General features: G+C 48.1%; 15 protein-coding genes. 8 read left to right on the top strand and 7 right to left on the bottom strand.

All coding sequences use genetic code 11. The features are described 5' to 3' along the window. Positions 1-171: 171 nt before the first annotated feature. The 4 genes from J0A67_RS08895 to J0A67_RS23380 all read left to right on the top strand — a co-directional run bounded on the left by J0A67_RS08895 (position 172) and on the right by J0A67_RS23380 (position 3,310). The gene (locus J0A67_RS08895) at positions 172-543 is read left to right on the top strand and encodes a BlaI/MecI/CopY family transcriptional regulator (RefSeq protein ID WP_206568959.1); all 372 of its coding nucleotides are present in this window, start codon (positions 172-174) and stop codon (positions 541-543) included. Beyond that, positions 543-1,856 (top strand): M56 family metallopeptidase, encoded by a 1,314-nt coding sequence (locus J0A67_RS23060; RefSeq protein ID WP_241265123.1) that lies wholly within the window; start codon positions 543-545, stop codon positions 1,854-1,856. Before J0A67_RS08895 ends, J0A67_RS23060 begins: the two co-directional genes overlap by 1 nt. 104 nt (positions 1,857-1,960) lie before the next feature. After that, positions 1,961-2,713, top strand: coding sequence for an energy transducer TonB (locus tag J0A67_RS08885; RefSeq protein WP_206568958.1), 753 nt, complete (start codon positions 1,961-1,963; stop codon positions 2,711-2,713). 93 nt (positions 2,714-2,806) lie between these two features. Then, a complete protein-coding gene (locus J0A67_RS23380; protein ID WP_206568957.1) occupies positions 2,807-3,310 on the top strand; it encodes an energy transducer TonB in 504 nt (167 codons plus the stop codon). Positions 3,311-3,395: 85 nt separating this feature from the next. On the opposite strand, the gene J0A67_RS08875 is transcribed toward J0A67_RS23380, so the two are convergent. Next, positions 3,396-5,939, bottom strand: a complete 2,544-nt coding sequence (locus J0A67_RS08875) for a M14 metallopeptidase family protein (protein WP_206568956.1) — start codon at positions 5,937-5,939, stop codon at positions 3,396-3,398. A 133-nt stretch (positions 5,940-6,072) separates the two neighbouring features. Here J0A67_RS08875 and J0A67_RS08870 point away from each other — a divergent pair, with 133 nt between their 5' ends. The 4 genes from J0A67_RS08870 to J0A67_RS08855 all read left to right on the top strand — a co-directional run bounded on the left by J0A67_RS08870 (position 6,073) and on the right by J0A67_RS08855 (position 9,814). Then, the gene (locus J0A67_RS08870) at positions 6,073-6,840 is read left to right on the top strand and encodes a 3-keto-disaccharide hydrolase (RefSeq protein WP_206568955.1); all 768 of its coding nucleotides are present in this window, start codon (positions 6,073-6,075) and stop codon (positions 6,838-6,840) included. Between the two features lie 99 nt (positions 6,841-6,939). Next, positions 6,940-8,280, top strand: coding sequence for a Gfo/Idh/MocA family protein (locus J0A67_RS08865; RefSeq protein WP_206568954.1), 1,341 nt, complete (start codon positions 6,940-6,942; stop codon positions 8,278-8,280). Positions 8,281-8,482: 202 nt separating this feature from the next. After that, positions 8,483-9,112 (top strand): carbonic anhydrase, encoded by a 630-nt coding sequence (locus tag J0A67_RS08860; RefSeq protein WP_206568953.1) that lies wholly within the window; start codon positions 8,483-8,485, stop codon positions 9,110-9,112. 132 nt (positions 9,113-9,244) lie between these two features. After that, a complete protein-coding gene (locus tag J0A67_RS08855) occupies positions 9,245-9,814 on the top strand; it encodes a DUF3109 family protein (protein ID WP_206568952.1) in 570 nt (189 codons plus the stop codon). A gap of 6 nt (positions 9,815-9,820) precedes the next feature. On the opposite strand, the gene J0A67_RS08850 is transcribed toward J0A67_RS08855, so the two are convergent. From J0A67_RS08850 to J0A67_RS08825, 6 genes are all read right to left on the bottom strand, one after another. Beyond that, positions 9,821-10,174, bottom strand: coding sequence for a translation initiation factor (locus J0A67_RS08850; protein WP_206568951.1), 354 nt, complete (start codon positions 10,172-10,174; stop codon positions 9,821-9,823). Positions 10,175-10,227: 53 nt separating this feature from the next. Next, a complete protein-coding gene (locus J0A67_RS08845) occupies positions 10,228-11,082 on the bottom strand; it encodes a universal stress protein (RefSeq protein ID WP_206568950.1) in 855 nt (284 codons plus the stop codon). A 75-nt stretch (positions 11,083-11,157) separates the two neighbouring features. Continuing rightward, positions 11,158-12,066, bottom strand: coding sequence for a 1,4-dihydroxy-2-naphthoate polyprenyltransferase (locus J0A67_RS08840; protein WP_206568949.1), 909 nt, complete (start codon positions 12,064-12,066; stop codon positions 11,158-11,160). 16 nt (positions 12,067-12,082) lie between these two features. Continuing rightward, positions 12,083-12,667: a glutathione peroxidase gene (locus J0A67_RS08835; RefSeq protein WP_206568948.1), complete on the bottom strand. Its 585-nt coding sequence runs from the start codon at positions 12,665-12,667 to the stop codon at positions 12,083-12,085. Between the two features lie 2 nt (positions 12,668-12,669). Beyond that, positions 12,670-14,460 carry an arginine--tRNA ligase gene (argS, locus tag J0A67_RS08830; RefSeq protein ID WP_206568947.1) on the bottom strand — a complete coding sequence of 597 codons (1,791 nt, stop codon included), beginning with the start codon at positions 14,458-14,460 and terminating at the stop codon, positions 12,670-12,672. A gap of 115 nt (positions 14,461-14,575) precedes the next feature. Next, positions 14,576-14,968 (bottom strand): GxxExxY protein, encoded by a 393-nt coding sequence (locus tag J0A67_RS08825; protein ID WP_206568946.1) that lies wholly within the window; start codon positions 14,966-14,968, stop codon positions 14,576-14,578. Between the last annotated feature and the right edge of the window lie 57 nt (positions 14,969-15,025).

Genomic DNA, 15,025 nt, shown 5'->3' with positions numbered 1-15,025 from the left:
GTTGAATGCTTAATTTTTGGGGCTTTCTCTAAGTTCCCAAATGGCCTACATCACTTGTTCATTACTTTATCACTCGGGGAAATAAGTCTTTTCCGGGCAAATTCTAAGATTTTTCCGTAGTTATACGAAAAAATCGTAGGAAGTTAATTTCTGATTTTTTATCTTTCAACTATGGAAGAATTAAATCAAAACGAAGAGCAGATCATGGCGATCTTCTGGACCCAGGGAGAATTGCTAATCCGGGACGTGCTGGACCAGCTGCCAGATCCCAAGCCGCCGTATACCACGCTGGCCTCGACTATCAAGAATATCGAGCGCAAAGGGTATCTCACACACCGGATGTATGGGACGGTCAACATCTACAAGCCGGCTGTCAAGCAGGAAGACTACAGCAAGAAAAGTTTCAACCGACTCGTGACCCATTTTTTTGGGGGATCGGTAGGGAATTTCCTCTCCTTTATGGTGAAGGAAAAAAGCATTTCCGATAAGGAAGTAAAAGAGCTACAGGATATGATCGACAAGATGGACGAGACCTCCAAGTAATGGAAGCGCTGCTGATCTACCTGCTTGAAGCGTCTGTTTGCCTAGGCATATCCCTGCTCATCTACAGACTCCTACTTAGCGGATTGACTTTTTTCGCGTGGAACCGGTTTATTTTGCTTACCATGCTGATCCTTTCGGGAATTATCCCCTTGCTGCGATTGGAGTTTTTCGGCATAGGCAATGAAGTGTCCGAAATGACTTTACCCGTTTTCCAAGTTGGGGAGCCAGGCAAAGCCTCTGGGACGGACTGGATGTCTTGGCCACAGCTCTTGGTTAGGATTTATGTGGTTGGAGCGGTGTTTGTCGCTGCCAGACTGGTGTTTGGATTCATGTCCTCCCAAAAACTCCTAGGACAGGCTCGACTTGCGAGGTTTGGGACGTTTTGGGTCGCAATACATCCTAAATTCGTACCGGCGTCTTTTTTTGATTACATCCTAATGCCGGACTTTCATCCGGAGGATGTGAAGCAAAAGCAGATTTTGGCGCATGAATCCGTGCATGTAAAGCTTAGACATAGCTGGGATCTGTTGTTGATCAACTTTGCCAAAGTCCTTTTCTGGTTCAATCCCTTGGTTTACCTCTTTGAGCGATCGCTTCGCGAAGTGCATGAATATCAGGCAGACCGTGGTGTGACCGCTGAGGTGGCACCCAAGGAATACGCTACCCTGCTTCTGCAGCTGATCACGGCAAAGCCAGGTTTCCAGTTTATGAATAACTTCAATCACTTCCAGACCAAAAAGCGAATCCAGATGATGGCAAAGTCAGCTTCTGAGCCTCTGCAAAGGTTGCGATTTCTTACGCTTGTTCCAGCCGTCGGTCTATTGCTCTTTGTCTTTTCCTGCGAAAAGGAAGATATGGTGCCGAGTCTGTCTGTTGAAAGTTTGAAAACGACCGACCTATTGATAGGTCAAGCCGATGAGGTATTCGATGTGGTGGAGCAGCAGCCCAATCCGCCCGGGGGTATGGCTGGCTGGAATACCTATCTAAGCAAAAATCTGAAATATCCCTATCAGGCTCGACGCATGGGGATAGAGGGTACGGTCATCGTGGTTTTTGAGATACTAAAGGACGGATCCATTCGCAATGTAGAAGTGCTTCGCGGAATCGGCGGTGGAGCGGATGAGGAAGCGATGCGAGTAGTGGCAAACTCTCCAAAGTGGCAACCAGGAAGACAAAGAGACCAAGCGGTAGTCACAAGAATGAGATTGCCGATCCGCTTCAAGCTGGGGAACAGCAAATCCATAGCTTCGGATCTAAAGGAAGAAATGGCTACGGGGGTAAAGCCGCAGGTTACCGTCGTGGGGTACAATTGAGTTTATGCATCGATAATAAGAGAATTGAGCTTTTAAAAGCCAGGTTGAAGTCCAATCTAAGCCTGGTTTTTTAAGCCGGTTTTCTACTAAAAAATCATAAAGACATGAAAAAACAAGTTTTAGTACGCACACTGGTTTACACCGCCTTGCTCGCGCTGGGCTTTCATACGGCGGTTTACTCCCAAACAGAGGAATTCATTGTGGAGAGGAAAATAAACGATCCCAATGGAAATAAGGCGGTGGGTGCAACAGTCGTCATCAAGGGTACAACTACGGGTACTGTCACAAACACGGATGGCAATTTCAGCATCAAAATTCCCTCAAAAGAAGCTGTGTTGGTGATCCAACATTACACGACTTCCCAAGTGTGGGAAGATTCCTTTGAAGCAGGGAAAAAATATGTCATCAAGCTGGCTGAAGATCCTGTTTCGGAGCCCAAGCAAGTTTTTGACAGGGTGGAGGAAATGCCGAGGCCAAAAAGCGGCGACCAGGGTTGGTTTGAATATCTCGCCAAAAACATGAAATATCCCCAAAGCGCCCGCGAAAATGGAATGGTGGGTACGGTAATCGTAGGCTTTGTAGTCTATGCTGACGGGAGTGTTCAAGATGTGGAAATCCTCCGGGGAATTGGCAGGGAATGCGACCAAGAGGCCGCTCGGGTAATTGCGGCCGGACCCAAGTGGGAGCCGGGGAGGATTGCTGGCGAAGCCGTGAACACGCGGATGAGTATTCCGGTGCAGTTTAAACTTCAGGGTGCCGGCGGTTCGCTTCCAGATATCAAGGAAAACACCATAGCCAAACTCTATGGAGAAAAGAGCATGGTGGTGATCGGTTACCTTCCACGGGCTTCCAAATAATTTAATCCAGAGTTTATTTCTGTCCCTCTCTTTCGGAAAAATCCGGAAGCAGGGAAATCCATTTCAAAATTTTAACCAAAAACCAGATAGAACATGAAAAACAACATCTTCAAAATCAGTCAAATAGCATGGATTCCCGCAGTGGGGTTGATGCTCTTGTCAAGTGCATGCCAGATCACTACTGAGGAGGAACTGGAGGGACCGACACAAGTCGAATCTAAGCCTGGCGTGGGCCCGACCAATGTACTTGCCAGAGTCAATGACGTGGGCAAGGATGGGAAAGAAATCTTCGACGTGACCGAGGAACAACCTGTTCCTCCCGGGGGATTGGAAGGCTGGAACGGTTATCTCTCTTCAAATCTTACCTACCCCAACCAAGCAAGACAAATGGGAATTGAGGGTACGGTGATCGTTGTGTTTTTGGTAAACTCCGACGGCTCCATTTCCAATCCTGAGGTTCTGAGGGGAATCGGCGGTGGATGTGACGAGGCGGCTATAAAAGTTGTCGAAAACTCGCCAAACTGGAGCCCTGCCACGCAAAAAGGAAAAGCAGTAAACTGTAGGATGAGGCTGCCGGTTCGTTTCAAGCTTGGCTAAAGAATATTTTCATAGGTTTTAAGTAAAAAAAGCTGCGGAGCGTTGCTCCACAGCTTTTTTGCATCCAATCCAATATAGTTGATCCCTAGTCCATGCTCTCCCCGTGGAAAATCGCATTCAGAAATAGCTTGTTAGTACCAAACCAAGTCCCCCGAAAATTGGGACTGTCGAAGAAGTGAACCACCCGACCCTGACCAACAGGGGAAATTAGCACGCCTGCGCTTTGCTTCAGTTTTTCCAAGTTTGCCTTTGAAATGTATCCTCCCAAGTGGGGATCGGCCGCATATTTTACCGGTGTCAGGTATTTGTTTTCTGAGGGCTTGACGAAAATATCCGTGTTTCGATAGACAGGAAGCGTGCTTCGATGATAACCATAGGCGATGGGGTGGCTGAGGTCCAGTTCGGCACGGTAGATGCTTCCGCCTACCTCCTTGGCCCCTTCAAAATCATTGCGAACGGCAAAAGGAAGGGAGTCAGGGTCTTTCGGAGCTTCTTCCAACTCAACCGGAAGCTCTTCGCTAATTCCTTTTTGATTGAGCCAAAGTGAAGCGTTTTTCATGGAAATGACCGTTCCCCCTCGGTTGATCCAATCTTTCAGATGGTTGACTTGGCCTTCGGAAAATGAATTGTAGCTACCAGAAGGCAGAACTAACATGTTGTAGTCGAAGAGATTGATTCGGCCAAACTGATCAGAATTGACCTTGGTGATCGGCATGCCGACCTGCTGATCCAGTAGGTTCCAGATTTCCCCAGCCTCGTAGGAGTTGATACCATTTCCCACTACCATTAGGACTTTGGGTTGCTGAATGGCGGAAACCAAATTCGAACCCAAGTCGATGCCGCTGAGGTTGAGTCCGGTTTGCACCGCATAGACTTTCTGGCGGTTTTTGGCAGCCAGTTCTTTTAGTTTGGCGGAAATTTCTTCGGCTTTTAGCTTTTGAAAACCCAAAGGGATCATCAGGGTTCCCGCGGTGAAATCCACCTTTCCGTCTTGGGTTTGCGAGGAAAAAGGCCGATGAATCGCTTCCACGTGAATACCGGCTTTTTGCATCTCAAACAGCATCTTTGGTGCGTAGTAGTCCGTCCAGTCGACTAGATAGGCGTATGCTTTTCCCTCCGGGAAGGTAAAATTTGGTACTGCAACTTCGGTGATTTCGGTTCCGGATTTTGCTGATGCTGCAGCGGAAAATGGCATTCCATAGGCCGCGGCCATGGTCCAAGCCGAAGCGTCATAGAACACCGAATCCGCAAACTCCTTTTCATATTCAAACATCGTTCGCACCATTCGGTATTGAGGCTGATTGGTTGGGACGATCCAGGATTTCCCTTTCTTGAAGGATTGACCTGAAACGGTCAGATCGGATGAGTTTTCGTAGACCTTGATTTTGTGATCCAGGAGAAACTTCACAAAAAGTCGGTTTCGGCTTTCGTCAAATTCATCTCCGAAAACATAGCTTTTTGCCTCATCTTTTGCTCCCTCAGATTTTGCGCTTTCGAAGAATTCCCGAAGGTAGTCGTGCATATACACTCGATTGTCAACGGAAGCTTCCATCGTCGCCAGTGAATTGACAACGTGGTTTCTGATGGTGAAAGCAAATGTGATGTCACCACGCTGGCTGCTTTGCACATGTCCTCTAGAGCTGGCGGTTTCAAAGACGAGACCCAATCCTCCGTGGATGTCCGGATAGGTGGATCCATAGCCAGGATAGCTGTTGTCAAAGACTTCCTTGGTCCAGTAGAGACTACCGATATCGTCCATGTATTTGGCAAAATACTTGGCAAAACGTGGATTGATATCATCGTAGTTTTTTCTCGGAACGACTGGATTCTCGGAGCCGTATGGTTTGGTGGGTTCAAAGAAATAGGTGCTGTTAGTTCCCATCTCATGAAAGTCCGTCGTCACATTGGGATACCATTGGTGATACCATTCGACCTTCGCGCGGGACTCGGGATGGGCAAGCGGCAGCCAGTCGCGGTTGAGGTCAAACCAGTAGTGGTTTGTTCGTCCGCCTGGCCAAGCTTCGTTGTGCTCCCGGTCGAGAGGATCGGCGACGGGAGGGAAGCCTTTGTTAGAGTTTGCCCAGAGGCTATGGCGGTCGCGTCCGTCGGGATTCAGCGTGGGGTCGATATGTATTACTGCATTTTGACGGATGTTTTGGGCCAAATCAGACTGAGCTGCCAAAATCCAGTAGGCGGTCAACATCGCGGCTTCGGCGGAGGATGGCTCGTTTCCATGTACGCCATAGCCCAAGTGGATGATCGAGGGCATGGTGTTGACATCCGGTTTGGACTGAGTGGGATCGGCCAGCTGGACTTGCTTGATTCGGATTTGCTCTAGGTTTCCCATGTTTGCTGCGGAAGCCAGCGTAAGGATGACCTTGGGTCTATGCTCGTGGGTATAGCCTATGGTTTGGAGCTGGGCCATCTCGGTCACTTCGTCCAGCTTTTCGAAGTACTTCACGATGAGGTCATAGCGGGTATGCCATTCGCCAATCGGATAGCCGAGGAACTCGGAAGGAGAGGGGATCGCAGGGTCGAATTTTTCCCCGGGAAAGTAATATTCCTCCTGAGCGTATACAGCAGGATTGATCAAAAGGGCCAAAAATAGCCAGAGTAAAGGTTTGTACATGGTGGTCAATTTTGTTTTAAAGTAGAAAAGGAAGGGCGCAATTCCCGTAAAAATCCATCAACGGCTTTCCGATTCACGGCATTTTTCCTGTAATTTATCGGGTTAACATTCATTTCCTAAAATAATCTATTGTATGAACAAGCAAGTATTCGCCATATCGCTGCTAGCAATGGGCCTATCATTGAGTTCCGTGTCTTTGGCTCAGGAGCAAACTCCCCCCAAATTGCCGCCTCAGGCGACCGAGTTTTACACCCCAGTGCCTCCGAAAATCACTCCCGGAGCAAATAATACCGCGCCTCCTTCGGATGCAATTGTCCTTTTTGACGGGAAAAATCTAAACGGCTTTGTCAGTGCCAAAGAAGGAAATGGCCCGGCGGAGTGGACGATTGAAAACGGTGAACTGGTGGTAGCAAGAGGAAAAGGAGACATCCAGTCCAAGCAGGCTTTTGGTGATGCGCAGTACCATTTGGAGTGGTCAGCCCCTACCGAGATCGTTGGCGAGGGCCAAGGTCGTGGTAACTCTGGTTTTTTCTTGATGGGCATGTATGAGGTCCAAGTGCTGGACAGCTACGAAAGCAAGACCTACACCAACGGCCAAGCAGGTTCGATCTACAAGCAGCATCCTCCACTGGTGAATCCGCTGAGAGCTCCAGGCGAGTGGAACTATTATGATATCATCTTCAAAGCGCCACGATTTGACAAAAATGGCATGGTGACTTCCCCTGCGACAGTGACCTTGTTGATCAATGGCGTATTGGTACAAAACAACGTGATCCTGAGAGGCCCAACCGAATATATCGGCATTCCAAACTACAAGGCTCATGCGGAAGAACTTCCTATCAAACTCCAAGACCACGGCAATCCGGTAAGATTCAGAAATATCTGGGTGAGACCGCTTTAATCAGTTGGCAGTGTTTAGTAATCAGTAAGCAGTAAGCCTGCAAACAGCCTACTGTCACTGCCTACTTTTTGAAAATTGACAATTAACCCTAAACAACCTATGTCTTCAAGAAGAAAATTCCTCCAAAATACCATGCTGCTGGGAGCGGGGCTGAGCATGCCCTCGGTCCTCACCGCTGCGGATTTCGGGACTTTCACCCGGAAAATCAAAGCTTCTGACCAGATCAACTACGGCCTGATCGGCTGCAAAGGCATGGGCTGGTCCAATATGAATGCCCATCTCAAGATCCCCAATGTCAATTGCGTGGCATTGGCGGATATTGACCAATCCGTGCTCGATCAAAGAACCGAAGATGTATTCAAGCTTCGCGGCACGCGTCCAACACAGTACAAAGACTACCGCAAACTCCTCGAGGATAAAGACATTGATGTAGTGATCATTGGCACACCGGATCACTGGCATTGTCTGAACATGGTCGACGCGGTATCTGCCGGCAAACATGTCTATGTGGAGAAACCCATCGCCAATACCATTGAAGAATGCCAGATCATGGTTAAGGCACAAGAGCGTTATGGTAAGGTCGTACAAGTAGGGCAATGGCAGCGCTCGGGTTCGCAGTATGACGAGGCCATCCAATACGTCAAGTCAGGTAAACTCGGCCAGATCCGTTTGGTAAAGTGTTGGGCTTACCAAGGTTGGATGAAGCCGGTTCCGGTAATGCCTGATGGGCCTGCACCTGCTGGGGTGGACTATGACATGTGGCTCGGCCCGGCTCCGAAAAGACCATTTAATCCCAACCGCTTCCATTTTAACTTCCGTTGGTTTTGGGACTACGCGGGTGGACTGATGACGGACTGGGGCGTGCATGAAATCGACATCGCGCTCTACGCGATGGGTGTGAGCGCTCCAAAGTCAGTAATGGCTTCCGGTGGGAAATTTGCCTATCCTAATGACGCCTCTGAAACTCCAGACACGCTGCAGACTGTCTATGAATACGATGGGTTCAACATGCTTTGGGAACATGCCACTGGCATAGATGGCGGTAACTATGGTACGACCGAAGGCATTGCGTTTATAGGAAACAATGCGACTCTTGTCGTCAATCGGGGAGGCTGGAAAGTCATTCCGGAAACGGAAATGGTAGACGGGCAGCGGAAAAATAAAGTGGACGAGGTAGCCCATACCAAGCCTCAGGGAAATGCGCTGGACCACCATGCCAACAACTTTGTGGAATCTGTCTTGGCCAACGATCCAAGCAAGCTCAAATGTGCAATCCAAACCGGTTCGGTCGCCGCGATCAACGCCCAGATGGGTAATATCGCCTATAAAACCGGCAAGAAGGTGTATTGGGATGCTGGCAAAAACCAGTTTACTGACTCGGAAGCCAATCAGCTGATGAAGGCACATTACCACAATGGCTGGAATGTGCCAAAAGTTTAAATTAGGATTATCATTGTCACCCTGAGCCGAGTCGAAGGGTTAGGATTTACGAACCCTCCGGAGAGATTTGGAGGGTTTTGTTATTTTTATTGGAACAGAAGCGATATGAAAAGAAATCTAGTTCTTTTTGGAGACCTCGGGGTTGCCACTCCCATTTTTTTGCTTTATCATAGTCAAAGCAATTAACCAAAAGAATATTTAGATGGACATATCCAAGATTTTTGAAAACAACGAAAAGTGGATTCAATCCAAAACTGAGAATGACCCCGGCTACTTTGAAAACCTCGCCAAAGGCCAAAAACCAGATGTGCTCTATATCGGCTGCTCAGATTCCCGGGTGACTGCAGAGGACCTGATGGGCATGCAGCCCGGTGAGCTCTTCGTACATCGCAACGTCGCCAATGTCGTCAACGCCATAGATCTGAATGCCCAGAGCGTGATTAACTATGCGGTAAAATATCTTGAGGTCAATCACGTGGTGGTTTGTGGGCATTACGGCTGCGGCGGAGTCAAGGCGGCAATGGAGGCAAAGGATCTTGGAATCCTAAATCCATGGTTACGGAACATCAGGGATGTTTACCGAGCTCACAAGGACGAACTAAACGCCATTGATGACGATCACCGACGCTATGATAGACTGGTCGAACTCAATGTGGAAGAGCAGGCGATCAACGTGATCAAGATGGCTGCGGTACAAAGCGCCATTCGGAAAAGAGGAATGCAGATCCATGGCTGGGTCTTTGACATCAAGTCCGGCAAGCTGGTCGATTTGAAAATCGACTTTAGGAAAGTGCTGGAAGGCGTAATGGAGATCTATAGGCTGGAGGATTAGCAATTTGGGCCTGCGTCATCAATTCTGTCAGCTCCGTAGTTCCTACTCGATCCTACGAATGAGCATGATGTAAGACGAAATGATAGGATCGGCAAGCATAGATTTTTACCTTTACGGAAACAATCCAAACGTATGATTCTGGTAGGAAATGCCGTGCTGTCTGACGATATCAAAGAAAACTTCTTTGTCTGTGACCTGGAGGCCTGCAAAGGAGCGTGTTGTGTAGAGGGAGATGCAGGTGCGCCATTGGAGGATGAAGAAACCCAGATCTTGGAACAAATCTATCCCATTGTCAAAGATTACATCACCGAGGAAGGACGCCAGGCTATTGCCCAGCAGGGAGTTTGGGTGATAGACAAAGACGGTGACAAAGGGACACCTACCATAGGCGACAACCGGGAGTGTGCCTACGCCCTGTACGATGAGCGGGGAATCCTTAAATGCGGAATCGAACAGGCCTACATAGCGGGTAAAATCTCATGGAAGAAGCCCATATCCTGCCATCTCTATCCGATCCGAGTCACCAAGTACGATCAGTTTGATGCGCTCAACTACGACAGATGGCATATCTGCGATCCTGCTTGTCAATTGGGACAAAGCCTCAAGGTTCCTTTGTATCGCTTTCTCAAAGACTCGCTGGTCAGGAAGTATGGCGAAGCTTGGTATGAAGCTTTGCTGGACGAGATTGAAGGTGAAAAATAACCGAAATCAGCCGCCTGACTTTTTGGCTCCGTAGCCGGCCTGCTGTAGGACCTGAAGTACTTTGTCCCGATGATCGCCTTGGATAAGGATTTCTCCATCTTTGGCTGAGCCGCCAACTCCGCATTTGTTTTTCAGCAATTTGCCCAATTCTTTGAGATCGTCCTCGGTTCCGACAAAACCCTCAACCAAGGTTACCTGTTTACCCGCACGGGCTTTTTTGTCGAGCAAAACCTTCAGCTTCTGTTGGGCAGGAGGGAGGGTTTCGGCATCGTCCTGATTTCCGAAGTTGTATTCAAAATCGTCGCTTGTTGAGTAAACGACTCCGTCGCGTTTTTTCCAGTCGTTGTTTTTCTTTGCCATAGGGAAACTAAAAAGGCCCACACCGAAGTGAGGGCCTCAAAGTTAACGGTGAATTACTTGGTTTTGTAAGTCCAGACGGGTCTTTTTGAATGGTTGACTACATCCTCTGCGATACTGCCGGTGATCAGGTGGAGCAGGCCCGTGCGACCATGTGTGGTCATGGCGATCATGTCCGCATCGATGTCGTCCGCAAACTCGATGATGCCGGACTCCTCAGACAGGGAATTGTAGATCTCCGCTTTGATGTTTTCAAATTTATATTTCTGGACAAAAGCCCGAATCCTCTCCATAGACTCTCGGGTCGTCTCGAAGTTGCCTGGAGTGTTGATTGCTACAAAATAGAATTCCGCATCAAAGATGGCTTGCATGCGCTTGATACGGCTCGCCACCTCATCGTTTGACTCCCTGAAGTCGGACGCAAAAACGATCTTTTTCATCGACGAGATGGGAGTCTCCGCTTTGATGGTAATGACTGGGCATGAGGCATTTCTGACGACCTTTTCGGTGTTGCTGCCGACTAGCACTTCTTCAAAGCCGGACGTTCCTTTGGATCCCATGATGACCAAGTCGGGTTCCTCATCCTGGATAGCGTTGCTAATGCCTCTAAATACATTACCGAGAACCAATTTGGTCCTGAATTTAAATTTGGAATCCGCATACCTTTCTTCCAACTCTTTGAACTGTCGCTTGCGCGTCTCCACCAGCTCCATGTAGAAAATCTGGTTTTGGATGTCGGGAATAGCCTCCAATCCGCCGCCCATGGTTCCCATGCCTGTGGTCACGGGTGTCTCTACCACGTGGATGACACTCAGCTCAACCTCGTGGTATACTTCAGTCAGGCTGGTGGCGAAGTTTAGGGCATGTTGCGCTGTTGAGGAAAAATCAAAAGGGACTAAGACTCTGATCATGGCTAAAAGGGTTGTTTTTGTTGATTTTAAATTAGCTATTTAAAACGACAGGAAAATGATTTTTGATAGCTTTTACTAAAAAAGTAAACCGATGCCAAAAAGCATCACCCATAGGAGCGTACTGATCGCCATGCGTTTCAAAAAAGGATCGGTTTCCGCTGACGATTGCGCACGCTGTACGCCGAAACCTACTTTTAGCATGATCGGCATCGCAAGCAAAGCCGCGAGCGAGTAATATTTCCCTGTCGACACCGCAAAGACAGCCAAGCAAACATAGCCACCGATCAAGAGTGTCCAATTGTAAACCACGGCGGATTTTCTGCCAAAGCGAACGGGGATGGATTTCTTCCCCGCTTTCTGATCGGATTCTATGTCACGGATGTTGTTGATGTTAAGCACGACGGTACTGAAAAATCCCAGAGAGATGCCGATCCAAATGCTTGCCGTCATGAAACTCAGGGTATGGAGAAAGAATGTGCCAAGTACGCCCAGCAAACCAAAGAAAATGAACACAGATATGTCGCCCAATCCGGCGTAGCCGTAGGGATTGCTGCCGGAGGTGTAGGTGATCGCCGCCCAGATCGCCGCTAGTCCCAAGCCTAGAAACAGCGCGAACAGCTTCCAGTCCTGTACCGCCGAGTAGACCAGAAGCAGGCCGGAAACCAATGCCAAAATGCCGAACAGATACATCGCACGCTTCATCTCTTTCAGGGAAATCATCCCTGATTGAACGGCCCGGACAGGTCCGGTCCGATCCGCCGAATCCGCCCCGTGAACCGTGTCTCCGTAGTCGTTGGACAGGTTGGATAGAATCTGTAGGCAGATCGTGGTCAGTGCCGCCAGCAGGAGAATTTCCCATCTGAACGCTTCCTGCCATGCCGCAAGGAAGGAACCTGCAAAAATACTGGCTAGGGCGAGGGGCAAAGTACGAAGCCTGACCGCGTGCAGCCAGGCTTCTTTTTTTGATGTAATTTCTTTTTTCAAGGAGTAAATTCTTGAATCAGGCTTCGATTAGTTTAAGGATTTCTTCGTCCAAAGGTGTAACTGCTGAAGGGAAGAACTTGACCAATTCCCCTTTCTCGTTGACGAAGTATTTGCAGAAGTTCCAGTTGGGTTCTTCATTGTTCCACCCGTTTTTAGAGGCATCCGAAAGCCAGCGATAGAGTGGATGCTTGTCAAATCCCGCAACGGAGATCTTTTCAAACATTGGGAAGGTTACGCCATACTCTGTCGAGCAGAATTCCTTGATTTCTTCATTTGAGCCGGGCTCCTGGCCGCCAAAGTTGTTGGCAGGGAAGCCGAGGATGGTGATCTTGTCACCGTGCTCCGCGTACAGTTCCTGAAGCTGGGCATACTGCTTGGTGTATCCGCACTTGGAGGCGACATTGACCAAAAGGAGTTTTTTGCCTTTGAATTCTGAGAAATCAACTTCCTTACCGTTGATGTCCTTGAGTTTGAAATCGTAAAATGAGCTTTCCGCCATAGTGTTGGATAGGGATTGTAGTTTTACTTGACTAGCTGGTCTTCCCAGAAAGTCACCAGAGGCAAGCAAAATTGTGCTGATGAGTACAAGAAGTGTTTTCATAATTACATTCGTTCTGGGACCGCAATACCAAGTAAACCCATTCCTTTTTTGATTGTTTTGGCAGTCAGTGCTGACAGTGCCACTCGAAAGGCTTGAATTGCCGGGTCCTTTTCATGGAAGATAGGAAGATCTGCATAAAAGCGGTTGTATTCTTTGGCCAAATCGAAAAGATACTGTGCAATAACTGCTGGAGAGTACTCGTCCGCCGCCAATTTGATTTTCTTTTCAAAACTGTCCAACAGGAAGATCAAGGCAGTTTCTGTCTCGGCTACAGCTGTGATCCCCGAAAAGTCGGGATGCTGGTAGTCCACGCCGATTTGATCGGCTTTCCTGAGGATGGCGGCAATACGCGCATGGGAGTATTGCACAAATGGGCCCGTATAGCCTTGGAATTCGATAGATTCTTGTGGGTTGAAGAGCATTCGCTTTTTCGGGTCCACCTTGAGCAGAAAGTATTTCAAAGCACCCATTCCGAGGACTTGATAGAGTTCCTGAGCCTGCTCCTCGGTGAATCCTTCGATTTTACCCAGTTCCTTGGTGTGGTGCTCAGCGGTCTCGACCATTTCCTGCATCAGGTCGTCGGCATCGACTACCGTCCCTTCGCGCGATTTCATCTTGCCGGTAGGTAGATCTACCATACCGTAGGACAAATGATAAAGGCCGTCCCCATAAGTTCTGCCGAGTTTTCGCATAATCTTGAACAAGACATCAAAGTGGTAATCCTGTTCATTCCCAACGACATATACAGACTTGTTTATTTGAAAGTCCTTGTATTTCAGATCGGCTGTTCCCAGATCTTGAGTGATGTAAACAGAGGTTCCATCGCCTCGTCGAACGAGCTTCTCATCAAGACCTTCATCGCTCAGATCCACCCATACCGAACCGTTTTCTTTTTTGAAAAACACGCCTTTTTCAAGTCCTTCCTCGACGATGTCCTTACCCAAAAGATAGGTGTCCGACTCGTAGTAGTACTTGTCGAAGCTTACGCCCATTCTTTTGTAAGTCTCCTCGAAACCCGCATAAACCCACTCGTTCATCTGCTTCCAAAGAGAAACAACTTCCTTGTCGTTTGCCTCCCATTTGCGAAGCATGTCTTGGGCTTCCAAAAGGATCGGCGCATTTTTCTTTGCTTCCTCCTCAGATTTGCCAGCAGCCTTCAATTCGTCAATCTGTTTTTTGTATTCCTTGTCAAAAAGCACGTAGTATTTTCCCGCCAGATGGTCTCCTTTGAGTCCAGAAGATTCCGGGGTCTCACCATTTCCAAAATGCTGGTAGGCCACCATAGATTTGCAAATGTGGATGCCGCGATCATTGACCAGATTGGCCTTGATAACCTCGTAGCCGTTGGCTGCCAGTATCTCGGCGACTGAGAACCCCAAAAAGTTGTTTCTCAAATGCCCTAGGTGAAGGGGCTTGTTGGTATTGGGGGAGGAGTACTCCACCATCACTTTTTGCCCATTGGCTGGAAGCTGGCCGAGGTTTGGGTTTTCGTAGATCTGCTTGAAAAGGTCGACCCAAAGCGTTTCGTTCAGGACCAGATTCAGAAACCCTTTCACCACGTTGAAGTCCGCGACCTCACTGAGGTTGTCCTTGAGGTATTCTCCGATCTGCTTGGCGGTCGTGTCTGGATTTGCCTGGGAAATTTTCAAAAAGGGGAAAACCACAAAAGTGTAGGTCCCTTGAAATTCTTTACGCGTAGGAGCGAGGCTGATCTGCTCCAGCGGGAGCTCATGGTTGTAGATATTCTGAAAGGCCAGCTGAATGCCCTGGATGATTTTGTCTTGTATGTTCATTTTATTTGCCGCAAAGTCCTCCAAGTTTTGCTTAGAGGACGCAAAGGTTTTTGTTTAAACAATTTAAGATTGTTCGATAGGTCTAAGTGACCGTTCTTGAATGATTAAAGGGTTTCTACTTGCTATTGATCACTCTTTGAAGGCCGAATTTAAGGCGGGTTACGTTAAAATTGATCAAAAGAGCGAGTTTATACTTTCCTAATTTCAGGTAATTCAACGTCTGGGCCATGTGAAGATCGGAGAGCCTCTCCACCGACTTAAGTTCCAAGACCAATTTCCTTTCCACGAGAATATCGATTTTATAGGCCATTGCAATTCGGATATCATCCAATTCGAGTGGCAAAGCCTTCTCGACTTCAATAAAAAAGCCAGCGTTTTGGAGTTTCCTTGCCATCACTTGCTTATAAGCATTTTCCAACAATCCTGGTCTAAGCTTGGTATGGACATCTATAGCCATTCCAATAACCTTGGAAGCCAATTCATCTTCCGAATGAAGTCCAAAGTCCATAGGTTGAAAATCTTTGCGTCCTTTGTGTCATGATCCTTGCGTCCTTTGCGGTTAAAG

The organism is Algoriphagus aestuariicola (assembly GCF_017254835.1).
Lineage (GTDB): Bacteria > Bacteroidota > Bacteroidia > Cytophagales > Cyclobacteriaceae > Algoriphagus > Algoriphagus aestuariicola.
Note: the sequence above shows the minus strand (reverse complement) of the source record. Positions and strands in the feature narration are given on the sequence as shown.